Source organism: Methylovorus mays (assembly GCF_020531915.1).
Lineage (GTDB): Bacteria > Pseudomonadota > Gammaproteobacteria > Burkholderiales > Methylophilaceae > Methylovorus > Methylovorus mays.
Genome location: NZ_JAJAVG010000004.1, coordinates 33447 through 52452 on the forward strand (window position 1 = coordinate 33447; position 19006 = coordinate 52452).

At 53.6% G+C, this 19006-nt stretch carries 16 protein-coding genes; 15 read left to right on the top strand and 1 reads right to left on the bottom strand.

Annotated elements, in window-relative coordinates; all coding sequences use genetic code 11:
* Position 1 precedes the first annotated feature (1 nt).
* Positions 2-3115 (top strand): efflux RND transporter permease subunit, encoded by a 3114-nt coding sequence (locus LG203_RS02420; RefSeq protein ID WP_230344338.1) that lies wholly within the window; start codon positions 2-4, stop codon positions 3113-3115.
* Positions 3112-4527, top strand: coding sequence for an efflux transporter outer membrane subunit (locus LG203_RS02425; RefSeq protein WP_230344339.1), 1416 nt, complete (start codon positions 3112-3114; stop codon positions 4525-4527). Before LG203_RS02420 ends, LG203_RS02425 begins: the two co-directional genes overlap by 4 nt.
* A gap of 20 nt (positions 4528-4547) precedes the next feature.
* On the opposite strand, the gene LG203_RS02430 is transcribed toward LG203_RS02425, so the two are convergent.
* Positions 4548-6200: a hypothetical protein gene (locus tag LG203_RS02430; RefSeq protein ID WP_230344340.1), complete on the bottom strand. Its 1653-nt coding sequence runs from the start codon at positions 6198-6200 to the stop codon at positions 4548-4550.
* A gap of 273 nt (positions 6201-6473) precedes the next feature.
* Between LG203_RS02430 and gltX the strand changes: the two genes are divergently transcribed.
* The 13 genes from gltX to LG203_RS02495 all read left to right on the top strand — a co-directional run bounded on the left by gltX (position 6474) and on the right by LG203_RS02495 (position 18958).
* On the top strand, positions 6474-7883 hold the full coding sequence (gltX, locus tag LG203_RS02435; protein WP_230344341.1) for a glutamate--tRNA ligase: 1410 nt from the start codon (positions 6474-6476) through the stop codon (positions 7881-7883).
* A 238-nt stretch (positions 7884-8121) separates the two neighbouring features.
* Positions 8122-8364, top strand: coding sequence for an RNA chaperone Hfq (gene hfq / locus LG203_RS02440; RefSeq protein WP_013442468.1), 243 nt, complete (start codon positions 8122-8124; stop codon positions 8362-8364).
* A 24-nt stretch (positions 8365-8388) separates the two neighbouring features.
* Positions 8389-9528, top strand: a complete 1140-nt coding sequence (gene hflX / locus LG203_RS02445) for a GTPase HflX (protein ID WP_230344342.1) — start codon at positions 8389-8391, stop codon at positions 9526-9528.
* A 27-nt stretch (positions 9529-9555) separates the two neighbouring features.
* The gene (gene hflK, locus LG203_RS02450) at positions 9556-10740 is read left to right on the top strand and encodes an FtsH protease activity modulator HflK (RefSeq protein WP_230344343.1); all 1185 of its coding nucleotides are present in this window, start codon (positions 9556-9558) and stop codon (positions 10738-10740) included.
* Between the two features lie 15 nt (positions 10741-10755).
* Positions 10756-11628 (top strand): protease modulator HflC, encoded by an 873-nt coding sequence (hflC, locus tag LG203_RS02455; protein ID WP_230344344.1) that lies wholly within the window; start codon positions 10756-10758, stop codon positions 11626-11628.
* Between the two features lie 3 nt (positions 11629-11631).
* Positions 11632-11820 carry a DUF2065 domain-containing protein gene (locus tag LG203_RS02460; protein ID WP_230344345.1) on the top strand — a complete coding sequence of 63 codons (189 nt, stop codon included), beginning with the start codon at positions 11632-11634 and terminating at the stop codon, positions 11818-11820.
* A 186-nt stretch (positions 11821-12006) separates the two neighbouring features.
* Complete coding sequence (locus LG203_RS02465; protein WP_230344346.1) at positions 12007-13167, top strand: ATP phosphoribosyltransferase regulatory subunit; 1161 nt, start codon at positions 12007-12009, stop codon at positions 13165-13167.
* A 72-nt stretch (positions 13168-13239) separates the two neighbouring features.
* Positions 13240-14556 (top strand): adenylosuccinate synthase, encoded by a 1317-nt coding sequence (locus LG203_RS02470; protein WP_230345017.1) that lies wholly within the window; start codon positions 13240-13242, stop codon positions 14554-14556.
* A gap of 2 nt (positions 14557-14558) precedes the next feature.
* Positions 14559-15107: a flavoprotein gene (locus LG203_RS02475; protein WP_230344347.1), complete on the top strand. Its 549-nt coding sequence runs from the start codon at positions 14559-14561 to the stop codon at positions 15105-15107.
* Positions 15083-16483: a DUF6513 domain-containing protein gene (locus tag LG203_RS02480; protein ID WP_230344348.1), complete on the top strand. Its 1401-nt coding sequence runs from the start codon at positions 15083-15085 to the stop codon at positions 16481-16483. Before LG203_RS02475 ends, LG203_RS02480 begins: the two co-directional genes overlap by 25 nt.
* A gap of 44 nt (positions 16484-16527) precedes the next feature.
* Positions 16528-17103: a DUF447 domain-containing protein gene (locus LG203_RS02485; protein WP_230345018.1), complete on the top strand. Its 576-nt coding sequence runs from the start codon at positions 16528-16530 to the stop codon at positions 17101-17103.
* Positions 17100-17804, top strand: coding sequence for a (5-formylfuran-3-yl)methyl phosphate synthase (locus tag LG203_RS02490; protein WP_230344349.1), 705 nt, complete (start codon positions 17100-17102; stop codon positions 17802-17804). Before LG203_RS02485 ends, LG203_RS02490 begins: the two co-directional genes overlap by 4 nt.
* Positions 17805-17887: 83 nt before the next feature.
* A complete protein-coding gene (locus LG203_RS02495; protein WP_230344350.1) occupies positions 17888-18958 on the top strand; it encodes an OmpA family protein in 1071 nt (356 codons plus the stop codon).
* Positions 18959-19006: the final 48 nt, after the last annotated feature.

A 19006-nucleotide genomic window follows, 5' to 3' on the forward strand; every position in this document is an offset into this window, starting at 1 on the left:
CATGACCAGATTTTTCATCACGCGCCCGATCTTTGCGTCGGTGCTCTCCATCATTATTGTACTGGCTGGTTTTGCGGCAGCGATGAAGCTGCCGATTGCCCAGTATCCGCAAATTGCGCCACCTACCGTTATCGTGACGGCGACGTATCCAGGTGCCAGTGCCGAGACCTTATCCAAGACCGTTGCTGCGCCTATCGAAGAACAATTGAGCGGCGTGGAGGGCCTGCTGTACTTTCAGTCCAGCGCGGACTCCAGTGGCACGCTGACCATTACTGCGACGTTTGAAACCGGTACGGAAGTGGATCAGGCGACTTTCAACGTCAGTAACCGTGTGAATATCGCCTTGCCGCGTTTGCCAGAAGACGTCCGTAGAACCGGCGTTGTGGTGCAGAAGCGCTCCAATGATATTTTGATGGCGTTGATGCTGATTTCCCCCAGCAAAAAATACGATCCATTGTTCCTCAGCAACTATGCCACCCTCAATGTGGTGGATGAGCTGAAGCGCATCAAGGGGGTGGGTGACGTTACCATTTTCGGTTCCCAGGATTACTCCATGCGCATCTGGCTCAAGCCTGACCGCATGGCTCAGCTCGGCGTGACTACGACCGATATTTCAACCGCGATACAGGCCCAAAATGCCCAGTACGCCGCTGGCAAGATCGGTCAGGAGCCGGTCGTTGGCCAGCAACAGCTTGTGTATACCGTGACTGCCAAAGGTCGTCTCGTCGAGCCGGAGCAGTTTGCTGACATTATTGTGCGATCCAATGGCCCGCGCGGCACATTGCGCCTGAAAGATGTGGCGACCATTGAATTGGGCGCCCAGATGTACAACGTACGGACGTCGCTGGATGGTCAGCCGGGGGTGGGTATTCCGGTATTTCTGCAGACCGGCGCCAATGCGCTGGATACTGCAAATGCCATCAAGGCGAAAATGGAAGAGCTCAAGCAGCGATTCCCGGAGGGTATGGATTACGCCATTCCTTATGACACCAGTGACTTTGTGAAGGCGTCTATTGAAGAGGTGGTCAAGACGCTGGGTGAAGCCATGGTGCTGGTGGTGCTGGTGGTATTCCTGTTCCTGCAAAACTGGCGCGCGACACTCATACCGATCATTGCCGTACCGATTTCGTTGGTAGGTACCTTTGCCGGCCTGTGGATATTCGGGTTCTCTATCAATACCTTGACACTGTTTGCCATGGTGCTCTCGATTGGTATTGTGGTGGATGATGCGATTGTGGTGCTGGAGAATATTGAGCGTTTGATGAGCGAGGAAAAACTCTCGCCGGTCAATGCTGCCATCAAATCCATGCAACAGGTTTCCGGCGCGGTTGTCGCAATCGTGCTGGTGCTGTGTGCGGTATTCGTTCCGGTCGCATTCATGGGTGGGATTGCGGGTGAGCTTTACCGTCAGTTTGCTGTGACGGTTGCGGTCGCGGTGGTGATCTCTGGGATTGTGGCGTTGACGCTGACCCCAGCCTTGTGCTCACTGATATTGAAGTCTGTGCATGAAGAGTCACGTTTCTTCCGCCCGTTTAATCGCGGTTTTGAAAAGCTGACCCACTTCTATACGGGTACAGTAAGTCTTACTCTGCGCCATACCATCATCGGTGCCATTGTGTTTGCGGGTATCGTGGCTGGCGCTGCTTTCTTGCTGTATAAAGTGCCTGGCAGCTTTGTGCCACCGGAGGATCAGGGCTATGTGATTGCGGCGACTATCTTGCCGGACGGCGCGACCCTGACGCGCACCAGCAACACCACGGAAGCGGTGCGTGCTGCGATTGCCAAGGATCCTGCCGTACGCAGCGAGTTTGCGATTAATGGTTTTGACCTGATCGGTGGCGGTAACAAGACCAGCTCAGGCACCATGTTTGTCCGCCTCAAGGATTGGGATGCCCGTACCACGACCGCTGATGAAATCGTAGGAAAATTGATCGGCATAGGCATGATGCAGCCTGATGGCTTGGCGATTGCATTCAACCCACCGGCTATTCGCGGCTTGGGCAACTCTGGCAGTATGGAACTTTACATTCAGAGTCGGGGCGATTCAGATCCCTTGCATTTGTCTGCCGTCGTCAATAACCTGATTGATGAGCTGAAAAAAGAACCGCGCCTTGCAGGTATCAATACCTTCTTCCGTCCAACCGTGCCACAGCTGTTTGTTGAGGTGGATGAAGCCAAGGCGATCAGCCAGGGTGTGCCGATTGCGGATGTTTATGCGACGTTGCAAAGCACCATGGGCTCGCTTTATGTGAATGACTTTAACCGTAGTGGACGTACCTATCGTGTCCAGTTGCAGGCTGAAGCGGCTTACCGCATGAAGCCCGAAGATCTTGGTCGGGTGTATGTACGCTCCAATGACGGCAAGATGATTCCACTTTCGGCATTAAGTACGACCCGGGAAATTGTCGGTGCAGAGCAGCTGGAGCGCTATAACGGCCTTCTGGCAGCCAAGGTGCTGGCAGGTGGTGCGCCTGGCGTAAGCTCGGGGGATGCCATCAAACTCGTCGAAAAAATTTCCAAGGAAAACTTGCCCGATGGTTATCAAATGACATGGACCGGCCAGGCATATCAGGAAAAACGGACTGGCTCTGCCGCTATCTATGCTTTCAGTTTCGCCATCATCATGGTGTTCCTGATTCTGGCCGCGCAGTTTGAAACCTGGGCCTTGCCTCTGGCGGTAATCATGGCCGTGCCATTTGCCCTGGCTGGTGCCTTGCTCGCCGTGCTGGTACGCGGCATGCCAAATGATATTTACTTCCAGATCGGCCTGGTGACGCTGGTGGGTCTGGCTGCGAAAAACGCCATTCTGATCGTGGAATTCGCCAGCCAGAAACTGGAGGAGGGCTTGCCTGTGGCGCAGGCTGCTGTTGAAGCCGCCCGCTTGCGGTTCCGTCCTATCGTGATGACATCCATGGCCTTTGTACTGGGGATCGTACCTCTGGTGTTTGCTAGCGGTGCCGGTGCCGCTGCGCGGCGTTCCATGGGGACGGGCGTATTTGGCGGCATGCTGCTGGCCACTTTTGTTGCTACCGTATTTATCCCCTTGTTTTTCACTTGGTTGACTGGAACGCAGAAGAGAAATGTTTCTGCACAAGAACAGAAGGAAATTGCATGATGCCTCGCTTGAAACTGACTTATATCGCTGTATTGGCCGCCATACTGCTGCCTGGGTGCGCCATGATGGGCCCTGACTATCAGCGGCCCGAGATGCCCGTGCCGGCCAAGTTTGCCGAGCAGGCCGATGCGACCAATCAAGCTGAAATCTCCCGCACCTGGTGGCAGCTGTATAACGATCCGGTATTGAATGACTTGGTGGCGAAAGCCTTGGCCAACAATACCGATATCAAGCTGGCAGTGGCCCGGGTGGAAGAGGCGGATGCTTATCTGCGTGAAGTGGGTGCGGCGCTTTTCCCGCAGATTGACCTGAACTCTAGCGCCGCCCGGTCGCGCATCACCCAGCTGGGTGCGACCCCGTTGCCTTCAGGTGTCGATCCCATTCGCGAAAACTACAATATTCGTCTTGGCACATCATTTGAACTGGATTTCTGGGGCAAGCTGCGTCGTGCTAAGGAATCTGCACGTGCGCAAGCGATGGCAACCCACTACGCTCGCGATACGGTAGATCTGTCCTTGCAGGGCCTGGTTGCCAGCAATTATTTATTGTTGCGCAGCCTGGAGTCGCAGATTGCCTTGTCACAAGACAGTTTGCACAGTCGCGAAGAAAGTCTGGCATTGACGAAACGGCGTCTGGAGGGGGGGGTGTCCTCCGCCCTTGATGTGCATCAGGCGCAAGTATCGACCTCCAACCTGAGTGCGCAGCTGGCTGATCTGGTAAGACAACGTGCCATCGTGGAGCATCAACTGGCCGTGCTGACTGGCGATCTGGCTTTGAATATTCCTGCAGCAGATTTCAATCAATTGCCTACACCGCCTGTTCCACCGGTTGGACTGCCCTCCAGCCTCTTGGAATCACGGCCAGATGTCCGTCAGGCCGAGCAGAACATGATCGCGGCAAATGCCAACATTGGCGTAGCCAAGGCAGCCCTGTTTCCCACTATTTCGTTAACGGCGAATTATGGTGGTGAAAGTGCCGAGCTGGGCGATATCCTGAAATCTGCCGCCCGCATCTGGACCGGTGGTCTCAGTCTGAATTTGCCTATCTTTGATGCAGGTCGGTTGAATTCGCGTGTCGATCAGGCTACGGCTCAGCAAAAGCAAACCCTGGCATCTTACGAGAGTGCCATTCAAACGGCGTTCAAGGAAGTAAACGATGCGTTGGTCAACCTGCGTCAGCAGTCTGAACGCGAAGCCGCGCTGGAAGCGAGCAAGGAGTCGTCTAAGAAGGCATTGGATATCGCAGAAAACCGCTACAAGGCAGGGTACTCTGGCTATCTCGATGTGCTGGATTCGCAACGGGTTTATAACGATGCAGCCTTGGCCTATGTGCAGAGCCGTCAGGCGAGACTGACCGCCAGTGTGGATTTGTTCAAGGCGCTGGGTGGCGGCTGGAAGGCCGCCGAGAAGTAGACTGATTTTTTAATCAGCGCTTAAATCAGGCTGGTGCAGCCTATACGCAACCAGTCGTGACGTCCTTCCAGTACGGTAACCAGCCGCTGGAAGGATTTTTCATTGAGGCTGCGGATGCGGTAGTTGATATCAGGCAGGAAACGGCTACGTGGCACCAGCAGCGTTGGCTCGTCGGCCAAGCCTTCTTCGGGCGGCAGGTATAGGCTGGAAAACTCGGGCATGTTCTCGGAAACATGACCGCCAGTGACTGTCGGTGTGCTTTCCTGCATGGAACTGAGTGAAACCCAGCGCGCTTTCCTGGAAAGAATTTCAACGCCGATATGTTTTTTGCCTGACGCCTGTGCGCTGACGTTTTTAATAATGCCAACGATTGCAGCATCCTTCTGATCTTCCATGAGCAGAATCACGATCATGCCGGGTGAAAGGGTCGTCTCTATGTCTTTTTCCAGTGTTGCCCCGTAACCTTTGCTACTCATGTCGGTTACCGTCCAGCGCAGGTTTTTGACAGTAGGCTCAGGTGCCGCAAATGTGGTGCTACGTCTTACATTATGCTTTGCCAGGCGTTCATCCAGCGGTTTCGCATTTTCGGTCAGATGTGCGTTTTGCAGTGCTAGCTTGTCGGCTTTTATTCGCAAATGTGTGCAGATGGCATCAAGCCCCAGTATTACCTTTGTACCCAGAAGTGTTGACTGACGATCTTCCTTGCGACGTTGGCGTCGGTAGTTGCTTTTGGACCAGTCAAATTGCAGCTGCTGGAGCAAGGAACTCAAATGTGCATTATTGGAAAACTCCGCAAGCCCAAGCTTGACCATGGCTTGCGGGAGGTTTTGTGTATTGCTGAGTAATTCGATCCTCATCGACAGATCATCTGTCGACCAATAACGATACTCAGGAGAGGGTTCCAGCGTACGCATGCGGCGAGCGCCTCGGTCTTTGCGCAGATCGATAAAGTAAAAGTGGTGCTGCTCTTCGTAATGGTCCACCACCTGCACGTTGCGCAAAAGCTTTGTCAGCAATTGCCAGGTGAGTTCAATTTGTACCCGGTTCATGCTGGATTGATTGACGGAGTCGAGCATGCATATCTGGGCAAACATGGTGGCCAGCGATTTTTCCGGGCAATCTGCATAAATCGACAATGGAGTCGAGGTTAATCCCAGACGCTCAGCCAGCCTGTAGACCTGAAACATTTGATGCCAGGCCGCTGCGGGCACGGCTTGTTGCTGAAAGTAACGCAATTTGATCATGCATAGCCCGGCATGCAATGCGCGGCCACACATCAGGCTTATCTGGTAGGGAGATGATTCGGGTGGAGGTGTGTTGCTGGCTGGTAATTCAAGTCGCTGGAGTTCGATCTGCTGAACATAGCTCAGAAAAATCTGGCGTTGATAGTAATAGCTGCCTTCGGCGATTCGGTTTTCAAGCTCGGGGCGGAGCTTGTCAAACCTTGCGTATTGCTCAAGCAGTTTCTCCAGACGGGGGTGATTGGCTTCGTCAATATGCAGCAACGCCAGCTGTGCCGCGCGATCCGTTTCTCCGTATCCCGAAAGAAAACGGGTGCTTGCTTCCAGTGCGGCAATGTCATCCAAGGCATGCAGTTCACTTAGAAACTGACGATGTCCTGCGATTGATGTGGCTTCTTTCTTTGTGATCAGTCTTCTAATGATGGACTTCATTCACTGTGCCTACCCTGAGTTATAGCCGCCCAATATGGATTTACATGCCATTCGGGTTTTATTGTAGCCACAATTGCTGCTAATTAATACCAAGCCCGGATTTATTTGCAGCGGGGATGCGAGAAGGACGAAGATTCTACTTGTGGATGGTTTAAGTCCTTGCATTATCTTGCTTATCAAGAGGGGATATTACCCTCAGCCAAGTGCATATAAGGGGAATTGAAAAGGGCAGGCATGATAAAATCACTCTTTTTATTTGATTGATCGTTTTCCATGACAGTACGTACCCGTTTCGCTCCCAGTCCTACCGGTTTTCTGCATATCGGCGGTGCCCGTACCGCCTTGTTTTCGTGGGCATATGCGCGCAAGCATGGCGGCAGTTTTATTCTCCGGATTGAAGACACCGATGTGGCTCGTTCAACGCCAGAAGCGGTTCAAGCCATTCTTGATGGCATGACTTGGTTGGGCCTGAGTTGGGACGAAGGTCCGTTTTACCAGATGCAGCGCATGGACCGTTACAAGGAAGTGATTCAGCAGTTGCTGGACAGTGGTGACGCGTATTACTGCTATTGCAGCAAGGAAGAGCTGGATGCATTGCGTGAGCAGCAGATGCAGCAGGGCATCAAGCCGCGCTACGATGGCCGCTGGCGCCCTGAAGCGGGCAAGGTTTTGCCTGAGCCTCCTGCAGGCGTGCCGCCTGTCGTGCGTTTCAAAAATCCGCAAACAGGCGCTGTGGTCTGGAATGATCTGGTCAAGGGCGAGATCCGCATTTCCAATGAAGAGCTGGATGATTTGATCATTGCCCGCGCCGACGGTACACCCACCTATAACTTCTGTGTGGTGGTGGACGACTGGGAGATGGGCATTACCCAGGTGATTCGTGGCGATGACCATGTCAACAATACGCCCCGGCAGATCAATATGCTGCAGGCACTGGGTGCGCAGATTCCCCAATACGCCCACTTGTCGATGATTCTGGGCGACGATGGACAAAAATTGTCCAAACGCCATGGGGCGGTCAGTGTCATGCAGTACCATGAAGATGGGTATTTGCCCGAGGCTGTATTGAACTATCTGGCACGTCTGGGCTGGTCGCACGGCGATGATGAAGTATTCAGCATGGCACAGTTTTGTGCATGGTTTGACCTTGACCACATCACGCCATCTGCCGCCCAGTTCAATACGGAAAAGCTTAACTGGCTGAATGCGCATTACATCAAGCAGGCGGATATCAGCTTGCTCGCGGCCGATATTCAACAGCGCCTGACAGCGCTGGGCGTTGATACGGCAAACGGACCTGACCTGGCAGGGGTTATCGCCTTGTACCGTGAGCGCAGCAATACGCTGAATGATCTCGCAAGCAGCATTGCCTATTTTTACCGCAAGCCTGAGACGGATGCGGCAGCGGCTGAAAAGCATTTGACAGTTGATGTGTTGCCTGTGCTCGCCGGCATGGCAGCAAAGCTTGAAAATATTGCGTGGACCACGGAAAGTATTCATGACGTGATTCAGGCGACGGTATCGGACAACGGCCTCAAGTTTCCCAAGATTGCCATGCCTTTGCGGGTGATGGTAACCGGTGGGGCACAGTCGCCAAGTATCGATGCTGTCATGGCGCTGCTGGGTAAGGATGAAACACTATCCCGTATCCGGGAAAGTCTCATGGCAAGCGGCAAATTTTAAATTTCTGAGAACAATTTGACTGCCTCGCAGTCGTAAGGCCATGGTCGGCAAAGTAGATAAAGTTTAGCGAAATTTCTACAGCCTACTTGTAGGTGTGAAAAACATCCCCAACTAGACATACTGGAGCCTGGATTTCAAACCCAGGTTTCACTAGATTAGCTAATTTTTTTCACGTAGAGTTTGCTTGAATAATTAAACTCCCGCCGACTACAAAATTAAAAGGAAAAGGAGCAAAAAAATGAACGCTAAAGGGCAAATGCTACAAGATCCATTCTTGAATACCTTGCGCAAGGAACATGTGCCTGTCTCGATTTATCTGGTTAACGGCATCAAGCTGCAAGGCCAGGTCGACTCGTTTGATCAGTATGTCATCCTGCTCAAAAACACAGTGACCCAGATGGTCTACAAACACGCCATCTCGACCATTGTTCCCGCCCGCGCAGTCAGCATTCCATCAGCCCACGCTACTCCCGCCGAGTAACAGGAAGCGCAGTGACCTTTAGCAATGTTTGATCGCCCCAGCGGCGGAGATGCCGCAGTTCTCGTCAGTGTTGATTTTGGCGATTCAGGATACGAAGAAAGTTTGCAGGAACTAAGGCAGCTTGCCCTCAGTGCTGGCATGGACATCCGAGCCACCATCGAAGGCAAGCGCCCCAAACCGGATGCCAAGTTTTTTGTGGGTTCTGGTAAGGCAGACGAGCTGGCTGAATCCCTCAAATCCAATGAGGCCCAAGTGGCCGTTTTCAACCACGATCTGAGTCCTTCCCAGCAACGCAATCTCGAACGTTTGCTCGAAAGCCGTGTGGTGGATCGTACAGGCTTGATTCTGGATATTTTTGCTCAGCGCGCCCAAAGCCACGAAGGTAAGCTGCAAGTGGAGCTTGCGCAGCTGGAGCATTTGTCTACTAGGCTGGTGCGTGGCTGGACCCACTTGGAGCGCCAGAAAGGCGGTATCGGTGTGCGCGGCGGTCCGGGCGAAACCCAGCTTGAGCTGGACAGGCGCATGTTACGCATACGCGTGAAGCAGTTACGCGAAAAGCTTGCCAAGCTGAAACAGCAGCGCGGTATGCAACGCCGTTCCCGCAAGCGCTCGCTGGTCATGTCAGTTTCCCTGGTTGGGTATACCAATGCTGGGAAATCCACTTTGTTCAATCGGCTCACGCAATCTGGTGTGTATGCAGCGGATCAATTGTTTGCCACGCTGGATACGACTTCACGCAAGCTATATATTCCCGATGGCGGTCCAGTGGTACTCTCCGATACAGTGGGGTTTATCAAGCATTTGCCTCATGCCCTGGTCGAGGCATTTGGCGCCACGCTGGAGGAGGCCGTGCAGGCTGACTTGCTCTTGCATGTCGTGGATGCGGCAAGTCCGGTGCGGGATGATCAGATTGCGCAAGTGAACAAGGTGCTGGAAGAAATAGGTGCCGAGCATGTGCACCAGGTGCTGGTGCTGAACCAGATTGATCGGGCAGGGCTGGAGCCGGGATTGGAGCGGGATGAGTATGGTAGAATTTGCCGCATTCGTATTTCTGCCAAGACCGGTGAAGGGCTGGAGCTGGTACGCCAGTGTTTACGCGAACATCAGCAAATGCTGTTTGCGCATCAGCTGGAAGCCAGCTCGCCGGATGTAGTCCCCACATAAACGATTTTTTGATTTTCGGAGTAACTCATGGCTAACGATCCCGGTTGGGGCAACCGCAATAATGACGGCCCGCCCGATTTGGACGAGGTGTTGCGCCAGTTCAGCCGCAAGCTGAACGGCCTGTTTGGCAGATCCCCCAAGGGTGGGCAATCGCCACAAACCGAAGGCAGCGGTATACCTGTGCTACCTATCGTGGGCTTGATTGTCGTGATCTGGTTTGCCACCGGCTTTTATATCGTCGACCAAGGCTCGCGCGGCGTGGTCTTGCGTTTTGGCAAGCATGTGGAAACCACCTTGCCTGGTCCGCGTTGGCACATGCCTTACCCGGTTGAAAGTGTCGACGTCATCAATATGGAGCAGGTGCGTACCATTGAGGTAGGTTATCGCTCGGCAGAGGGTGGCTCGGCGCGAAGCAAGGAGCTCAGAGAGTCCCTGATGCTTACTGACGATGAAAACATCATTGATCTCCAGTTTGCTGTCCAGTACAACCTGAAGAATGTGGAAGAGGCGCTGTTCAACAACCGCTCTGCCGAAGAGTCCGTACGCGGCATTGCCGAGACAGCGATTCGTGAAATCGTCGGCAAGAGCAAGATGGACTTTGCCTTGTACGAAGGTCGTGAGGAAGTGGCGGTTGAAGCCAAGAAGCTGATGCAGGAAATCCTGGATCGCTACAACACCGGCATCAATGTCGTGAATGTCACCATGCAGAATGCGCAACCTCCCGAGCAGGTGCAGGCTGCGTTTGATGATGCGGTGAAAGCTGGCCAGGATCTGGAACGTCAGAAAAATGAAGGTCAGGCGTATGCCAACGACATCATTCCAAAGGCACGTGGTACCGCATCACGTCTCCTGGAAGAAGCGGCTGGTTACAAGTTGCGCGTTGAGAACGAAGCCCAAGGTAATGCCAGCCGGTTTGAGCAGGTGTTAACCCAGTATCAGCGCGCCCCTGAAGTGACACGCCAGCGTCTTTACCTGGATGCCCAGGAGCAAATTCTCTCCAATGTGAGCAAGGTGGTTGTTGATCAAAAGGGCGGTAACAGCCTGTTGTACCTGCCATTGGACAAGCTTCTTGCCAACACAGGTGGCACGGCCACGGCGGCGCCATCCTTGAATGCGCCAACGACAACACCGGCCAGCACCTTGCCTGAAATTGACCTGAATAATCTGCGTTCACGCGACAGCTTCCGTAGTCGTGATCGTGAAAGCCGATAAGGGGCGTCGAACAACATGAAAAACTTAAGCACAGTGTTAATCGGTCTTATCGCAGCCTTGCTGTTGATCAGCCTCTCCGCGTTTACGGTGGATCAGCGTGAGTACGCGCTGGTATTCCGCCTGGGTGAAATCGTGTCGGTCAAAAAAGAACCTGGCCTCTATTTCAAGATGCCCTTTGTTGAAAATGTGCGGTACTTTGACAAGCGTATCCTGACCCTTAACTGGGTGGAGCCGGACCGCTTTCTGACCAGCGAAAAGAAGAACGTGCTCGTAGACTCTTTCGTCAAATGGCGCATTGTGGACCCTGCCAAATACTACGTATCGGTGAAAGGGGATGAGCTGCAGGCCGAGCGTCGTCTCTCGCAAACAGTGAACGATGGTTTGCGCGCCGAATTTGGTAAGCGCACGATACACGATGTTGTTTCCGGTGAGCGTGGGCAGATCATGGAAATCCTGCGTCAGCGCGCTGATCGGGATGCCAAGGAATACGGCATTCAGGTGCTGGATGTGCGTCTGCGCCGTGTTGACTTGCCTCAGGAAGTCAGCGAATCTGTTTATCAGCGTATGGAAGCAGAGCGTAAGCGCGTAGCTAACGAATTGCGCTCACAAGGTGCCGGGGCGGCCGAGAAAATTCGCGCAGATGCTGACCGCCAGCGTGAGGTCATCATTGCGGAAGCTTTCCGTGAGGCACAGCGCATCAAGGGTGAAGGCGATGCCAAAGCTTCCGAAATCTACTCGCAGGCCTATGGAAAGAACCCGGAGTTCTATGCGTTTTATCGCAGCCTGGATGCATACCGCAATAGCTTCAAGAGTAAGAATGACGTGATGGTGCTGGAGCCAGATTCGGACTTCTTCAAATATCTGCGCAGTCCGTCTGTCCGGAAATAAGCCTTGGGCTCCACCTTGTTGACTGCGTTGGGTCTCATGCTGGTGCTGGAAGGGGTGCTGCCCCTGCTAGCTCCACAGGCCTGGCGCGAAACATTCAAGCGCATGGTGGATTTAAAAGACGGCCAGTTACGCTTTGTGGGCCTTGTTTCGATGAGTGTTGGCCTGTTGCTTTTGTTGTTTTTCAAGAATTAAAGCCACGGCTTGTACAGGCCGTGGCCTGATTTTCCCTTCATTCGAACCTCAAGCGGCGAGCTTCAGTTTCGCAAGCTGCCGCGAGTGGTTTACAATATAGGCCTTCCTGTTGCGGGTATGGTCGTCCCACCACTCCAGTCACAGCATGTAATGTCCGTTAACACGCCTCAATACTAAAGAACCATTATGCGTAACTGGCTTTTACCAGAATACATAGAAGATGTGCTGCCCGCAGAGGCGGCACGCATGGAGCATTTGCGTCGACAATTGCTGGATCTGTTTGCCGTGCACGGTTACCAGTTCGTGATTCCTCCTTTGCTGGAATATCTGGAGTCGCTGATTACCGGGGTGGGGCATGATCTGGATCTTGCGACCTTCAAGGTCGTGGATCAGCTGACCGGGCGCCTGATGGGTGTGCGTGCCGATACCACGCCGCAAGCAGCGCGTATTGATGCACACATGCTGAATAATCAGGGTGTGTCGAGGTTGTGTTATGCCGGCAGTGTGCTGCGCACGACGCCAAGCGGACTGGCGCAAACCCGTGAGCCATTGCAGTTGGGCGCCGAATTGTTCGGTCACGCCGGGGTGGAAAGCGATATTGAAGTGCAACGCCTGATGGTGAAAGCCTTGAAGCTGGCTGGCGTGACACAATTGCATCTGGACTTCAGTCATGTCGGTATTTTTCGCCATCTGGTGCGACAGGCTGGCGTAACTTCCGAGCTTGAGCAGGCCTTGTATGCTGCCTTGCAGAGCAAGGATCAGGCAGAGGTGCGCACTCTGACCGCGGGCCTCGACGCTACATCTTCTGCTGCCCTGTGTGTGCTGACAGAGCTGAACGGTGGCGCAGACGTTCTGGAGCGTGCTGCTCAGGTTTTGCCAGCGACATCCGCTATTGCAGCGGCGCTGGCAGATTTGCGCCAGGTGGCTCAGCAATTGCAGGATCTGGACGTTAATGTCTGTTTTGATCTTGCCGAATTACGCGGCTACCACTATCACAGTGGCATGGTCTTCGCGGCCTATGCCCAAGGCTATGCTGGCCCATTGGCGCTGGGTGGTCGTTACGATGAAGTGGGGTCTGCGTTTGGCCGCGCTCGTCCTGCCACTGGTTTCAGCCTGGACTTGCGTGGTCTGGTCACGGCATTGCCGCCCGCTGAAATCGCACAGGCCATTTTTGCGCCGTACGATCACGATCCTGCGCTCGCCGCGAAAGTCGATGCATTGCGTGCAGAAGGGCAGATCGTCATCCAGGAGTTGCCTGGACACGAGTCTCATCGAAATGAATTGCAATGTGACCGCCAGCTGGTAAAGCAAGGCGATCACTGGGAAGTGCAGGCCATGCCGTCTTGATCTCCTGGGCCAGTTGGCTATGGATGGCATGGAATGAATCTTAAAATTTAAATTATTTTGGCAGAACGCATGATGAACAAGAATGTAGTCGTTATTGGTACTCAGTGGGGCGACGAAGGCAAGGGCAAGATTGTGGATTGGTTGACCGATCATGCCCAGGGTGTGGTGCGCTTTCAGGGCGGTCACAATGCCGGGCATACCCTGGTGATCGGGCAGGGCGCCGCGCAACGTGAATACAAGCTGAATCTGGTGCCCTCTGGCATCGTGCGGGAAGGTATCAAATGTTACATCGGTAACGGTGTGGTGCTGGATGTTGCCCACTTGCTCGAGGAAATCAAAGGCCTTGAATCCGTGGGGGTGGAAGTCCGCAACCGTCTGATGGTTAGTCCAGGCTGTCCGCTCATCATGGGCTATCACGTGGCGATGGATAAAGCGCGCGAGGCTGCCCGAAACATCAAGATCGGGACCACCGGCAAGGGTATTGGCCCTACCTACGAGGACAAGGTGGCACGTCGTGCGCTGCGCGTTTACGACTTGTTCTACCCAGAGCGTTTTGCTGAAAAGCTGCGCGAAGTGATGGAATATCATAATTTTGTGCTGAGCAAATACCTTGGCGTTTCTGCCGTGGATTACCAGTCTGAACTGGATCAGGCATTAAGCCGCGTCGATCAACTGAGCCCGATGGTGGGTGACGTATCCGCCGCCTTGTATGCCGCCAATAAAGCGGGTGACAAATTGCTGTTTGAGGGTGCCCAAGGCACACTGCTGGATATTGATCACGGTACTTACCCTTACGTTACCTCTTCCAATTGCGTGGCTGGCCAGGCCGCCGCCGGTACCGGTGTCGGTCCGCAAGTGCTTGACTATGTGCTCGGTATTACCAAGGCCTACTGTACGCGTGTTGGTGGTGGCCCATTCCCCAGCGAGCTGGATATTGAAACGCTGGATACTCCTGGTTTTCAGATGTCTGACAAAGGTCGTGAAATCGGCACCGTCACCAAGCGCAAGCGTCGTTGCGGCTGGTTTGACGCGGCTGCACTGCGCCGCTCCGCACGCATCAATGGCTTGACGGGTTTGTGCATTACCAAGCTGGATGTGCTGGATGGCATTCCGGAGCTGGAGATTTGCACCGGCTACAAGCTGGATGGCAAGGTGATTGATCTTCTACCTGTGGGTGCGGATGACCTTGCGCGTTGCGAGCCTATCTATGAGCGCATGCCCGGCTGGACTGAAAACACATTCGGTATCAACACCTGGGAAGGGTTGCCGCTCAATGCGCGCAACTATCTCAAGCGTCTGGAAACCTTGTGCGAAGTGCCTGTGGCTATCGTATCCACCGGCCCCGAGCGCGATCAGACCATCGTCTTGCGCCATCCTTTCGGAGGCTAGGCTTGAAACCCATTCACGAGCAGCGCCTGGCGTGGGCCATTACGGGCTCCGGGCATTATCTGCGCGAGTGCATTGATATCCTGAATACGCTGGATCAGGTCGATTTGTTCCTGAGCAAGGCGGCAGCGGAGATATTGAAGCAATACGGTTACGAGCATCACGTCGGGCGCGTCTATCAGGACAAAACCGCGAGTTCTGTTCCCGTAGAGCTGTTTTATCATGGGGCTTACCACACTGTGGTGGTAGCACCTGCTACCTCCAATACCGTTGCCAAGATGGTATATGGCATCTCGGATAATCTGGTGACCAATATTTTTGCTCAGGCCGGCAAATGCCGTGTCCCCAGCATTGTGTTTGCCTGCGATACGGAGCCGGAGCTTGAGTCCGAGGCGCCTCGCGAGCATATGGTCAAAGTCTATCCGCGTCGCATAGACCTTGAAAACATGGAAAAGCTGAAGACCTTTGACGACACCACAGTGGCTGGCGATATTGCCCAGTTACAAGCAGCAATCCAGACGCGGTTGGCATGGCTGAGAGACTTCTCTTCCTGACCGGCAAGCTGGCTGAAAAAAGCCTGCACAAGGTGCTGGAAGCCATGCAACCAACCGATTTCAAATACCGTATCGCCCAGATCGGCGTTTCTGTCGCGGCATTGATGACGCCTGAGCTGATCGTTCGTCGCCTGCCTGATACGGGTGATGCTGACCGGATGTTGATCCCAGGCTTGTGTCGCGGTGATTTGCGCATTCTGGAAGAAAAGTACGGGATTCCTGTGGAACGTGGACCCGAAGACCTGAAAGATTTGCCCCAGTTTTTTGGCCACGGCGGAAAAGCGCCTGATCTCTCACAACATGCCGTGCGTATTTTCGCCGAGATTGTGGAAGCGCCTCAGCTGACGGTTGAGGGCATTGTGGCGCGTGCTGCTTATTTTCGTGATCAGGGCGCTGATGTCATTGATCTTGGCTGCTTGCCCAATACGCCTTTCCCGCATCTGGCGGATGCTATACAGGCACTGAAGTCCCAGGGTTTTGCTGTCAGTGTTGACTCATTAAATCATGATGATTTGCTGTTGGCAGGCAAGGCCGGTGCCGATTATCTATTAAGCCTGACCGAACACAGCTTGTGGATTGCCGATGAAGTGGGCTCTACCCCAGTGCTGATCCCCGCGAAGTCTGGCAGTTTGCCGTCGCTTTATCGGGCGGTAGAGGGCATGCTCAAAAAAGGCCGACCATTCATTGCCGATGCCATTCTCGATCCCATTCCGTTCGGCCTCACGGATTCCATCGTGCGCTATCAGCGCTTGCGCAAAAAATACCCCACCATCGACATCATGATGGGAGTGGGAAATCTGACGGAACTCACGGATGCGGATACCACAGGCATCAATGCCATCCTGTTTGGCATTATTACCGAGCTGAATATCAATGCCGTACTGGCCACCTCGGTCAGTCCCCACGCCACAAACGCCGTGGCTGAAGCCGATATCGCACGCCGTGTCATGTACGCTGCTCGCGAGGACAGGCGCTTGCCCCGTGATTACAGCAATGGCTTGCTTGGCTTGCATGATCGCCGTCCGTTTGGTTACACGGCTGATGAAATCGCCGAGTTGGCCGCGCAAATCAAGGATCCGAGCTTTCGCATTCAGGTGAGCGAAGCGGGCATGCACATATACAACCGCGATGGCTTGTTCACCGCCACCGATCCTTTTGCGTTATATCCCGATCTCAAGGTCGATGACGACGCTTCCCATGCGTTTTATCTTGGCGTTGAGCTTGCCCGGGCGCAAATCGCCTGGCAGCTCAAAAAACGTTACAGTCAGGACGAAGAGCTGGAGTGGGGCGTCAATACGGTTCGAAAAGCCCCGGAAGCCAGAGTGGCGCACCGCGATGCCTCTCTGAAGGAAAAGCGTAGCAAGGACAAATCCTGAGCATCATGAATATCCAAGACTATCAACAAGTGAAACCGGGAGAGATGATCTATGAAACCATCGTCATCAGTACCGATGCGCAAGGCCGCCCGCATATTGCACCGTTTGGAGTAAGGGAGCGGGATGGCCTGATCCTGATCGCCCCATTTCGTCCATCTTCCAGTCTGGATAATCTCCTGGCTCGCCGCTCAGCGGTATTGAACCTGACCGATGATGTGCGCATATTTGCCGGTGCCCTCAGTGGGCGTCGTGACTGGCCGTTGCAGAAGGCCAGTCACGTGGAAGGTTATGTGCTTGAGGCCGCATTGGCGCATAAGGAACTGGTGCTGGAAGAGGTGGTGGAGGATGCTGAGCGCCCATTGCTGTATTTTCGCGTCGTGCATGAAGAGGTGCATGGGGCGTTTCGAGGATTTAATCGAGCCCAGGCAGCGGTTGTTGAGCTTGCGGTGCTGGTAAGTCGCCTGCATATATTGCCCGTTGAGAAAATCGAAACCGAAATGAAGTATTTGAAAATTGCTATCGAAAAAACAGCTGGACCGCGGGAGCATGAAGCCTGGCAGTGGTTGGTTGAACGAGTTGCCCAACATCTGGCCATGGCTGAACAGAGAGGGCTGGAATGAGCGGGTTTTTGGCTAGTGTCAGCAGTTTGCAAGAGGCCACGTTGGTTTTGCCACACGCCGACATTATTGACCTCAAGAATCCTGCGATGGGGGCCTTGGGGGCGTTGCCCATTGAAGTGATTGAACAAATTGTCCGCTATGTGGATGGTTGCAAGCCCATCAGTGCCACAATTGGCGATCTGGCTATGGAACCAAAACAGGTGGTTGCTGCCATACAGGCGGTCGCCGCTACTGGCGTGGATATTGTCAAGGTTGGCATGTTCGAAGGTGAGCAGTTGGCGTGTGTTGAAGCAATCAAGCCAATTGCCAGATCGGGAACCAAAGTGGTAGCCGTGTTAATTGCGGATAGCCTGCAAAAATCCCTGCCACTGAAGGTATTCGCTCAGGCAGGGTTTTATGGTGTGATGCAGGATACTGCCATCAAGAACGGTTCCAGCCTTCTGGATCATCAAGACTTGCTTCAATTGCGAGCGTTTGTGCAAGAGGCCAGAGAGCATGATCTCATTTGCGGGTTGGCAGGTTCTTTAAAGGAGATTCATATTGAGTCTTTGGCAGCATTGGAACCTGATTACCTTGGATTCAGAAGTGCGTTATGTCAGAACGGCAACCGCAAGACGACAATATCTGCGACGAGCGTTGCTGCCGTTCGAGAGATGTTGTTTAAATGCAACACGGCCTTGAAAGGCGCGCTGGCTGTGTAGTTTATGCAGTTAAGCATTTGCAAGCACAGTTGGCTTTAAAGTATAGTAAGTATTAAATCTACAGTCACCGGGAGTTAAACCATATGAAGAAAAATCTGATCAGCATTGCAGTTGCTGGCGTTTTGGGTCTTGCTGCATTGCATGCGAGCGCAGAAGAAGCTTATCAAGGTTCTTGGTACGCTCTGCCAGGTATCAACGTGATGAACGCTGACAACGACCTCAAGGCTGAAGACACCAGCGTGGGTGGTTTCCTGAAGTTCGGTAAAGAGCTGAGCGAGCACTGGGATGTGCAAGTTGGCCTGAGCCATAACCGTGCTGATGAAGACTCCAGCCAATTCAGTGGTGGCAAGTACAAGCAAACCCTGCTGGGTGTTGATGCACTGTACCTGTTCAGCCGCGAAAAATTCCGTCCATTCCTGCTTGCTGGTCTGGGCGCTGCGCGTAACAACGTTGATTACAAGCCAAGTGCTGCTGGTTACGATGACAGCAACACCTCCTGGATGGCAAATGCTGGTCTGGGTTTCCAATACCTGTTTACGGAACGTCTGGGCTTCCAGGCTGACCTGCGTCATGTATGGAGTCGTGCTGAAGTTCAAGGCGACAAGGAAACTATTGGCAACAACTACCTGAACCTGGGTCTGATCTGGAAATTCGGTGCACCTGAGAAGGTAGCTGCCGTTGAGCCAACACCAGTAGCTGCTCCTGAGCCAGCTCCAGCTCCGGCACCTGTTGCTGCTGAGCCAGAGCCAGTCGGTCCAGCTCCAGCTGCTTTCGAAAAGGTTACCCTGCAATCTGAAGTGCTGTTTGGCTTCGACAAGGACAACCTGAAAGAAGAAGGCAAGAAGGTTCTGACTGCTGACGTGGTTGAAAAGATGAAGGCTCATCCTGAAGTTGAGCTGGTCCTGATTACTGGTCACACCGACCGTATCGGCGATGAAGCATACAACCAGAAGCTGTCTGAGCGTCGTGCCAATGCAGTTAAGAAATACCTGGTAAGCCAAGGCATTGAAGCTAGCCGTCTGCATGCAGTAGGCAAGGGCGAAGCTGAGCCAGTGGTTGATTGCCAAGGCGTACGTGGTAAGAAGGCAATTGCTTGCTTGCAACCTAACCGCCGTGTTGTGGTAGAAATCGAAGTACAACGCGCAGGTAACTAAGGTTATCTTCGTAGTGAAAAGCCCCGCTTTGCGGGGCTTTTTTATGGG

Bases quoted from the DNA above. Each gene is read 5' to 3' on its own strand.
- LG203_RS02420 (WP_230344338.1), top strand. From the start codon at position 2: ATGACCAGATTTTTCATCACGCGCCCGATCTTTGCGTCGGTGCTCTCC.
- LG203_RS02425 (WP_230344339.1), top strand. From the start codon at position 3,112: ATGATGCCTCGCTTGAAACTGACTTATATCGCTGTATTGGCCGCCATA.
- LG203_RS02430 (WP_230344340.1), bottom strand. From the start codon at position 6,200: ATGAAGTCCATCATTAGAAGACTGATCACAAAGAAAGAAGCCACATCA.
- gltX (WP_230344341.1), top strand. From the start codon at position 6,474: ATGACAGTACGTACCCGTTTCGCTCCCAGTCCTACCGGTTTTCTGCAT.
- hfq (WP_013442468.1), top strand. From the start codon at position 8,122: ATGAACGCTAAAGGGCAAATGCTACAAGATCCATTCTTGAATACCTTG.
- hflX (WP_230344342.1), top strand. From the start codon at position 8,389: ATGTTTGATCGCCCCAGCGGCGGAGATGCCGCAGTTCTCGTCAGTGTT.
- hflK (WP_230344343.1), top strand. From the start codon at position 9,556: ATGGCTAACGATCCCGGTTGGGGCAACCGCAATAATGACGGCCCGCCC.
- hflC (WP_230344344.1), top strand. From the start codon at position 10,756: ATGAAAAACTTAAGCACAGTGTTAATCGGTCTTATCGCAGCCTTGCTG.
- LG203_RS02465 (WP_230344346.1), top strand. From the start codon at position 12,007: ATGCGTAACTGGCTTTTACCAGAATACATAGAAGATGTGCTGCCCGCA.
- LG203_RS02470 (WP_230345017.1), top strand. From the start codon at position 13,240: ATGAACAAGAATGTAGTCGTTATTGGTACTCAGTGGGGCGACGAAGGC.
- LG203_RS02480 (WP_230344348.1), top strand. From the start codon at position 15,083: ATGGCTGAGAGACTTCTCTTCCTGACCGGCAAGCTGGCTGAAAAAAGC.
- LG203_RS02485 (WP_230345018.1), top strand. From the start codon at position 16,528: ATGATCTATGAAACCATCGTCATCAGTACCGATGCGCAAGGCCGCCCG.
- LG203_RS02490 (WP_230344349.1), top strand. From the start codon at position 17,100: ATGAGCGGGTTTTTGGCTAGTGTCAGCAGTTTGCAAGAGGCCACGTTG.
- LG203_RS02495 (WP_230344350.1), top strand. From the start codon at position 17,888: ATGAAGAAAAATCTGATCAGCATTGCAGTTGCTGGCGTTTTGGGTCTT.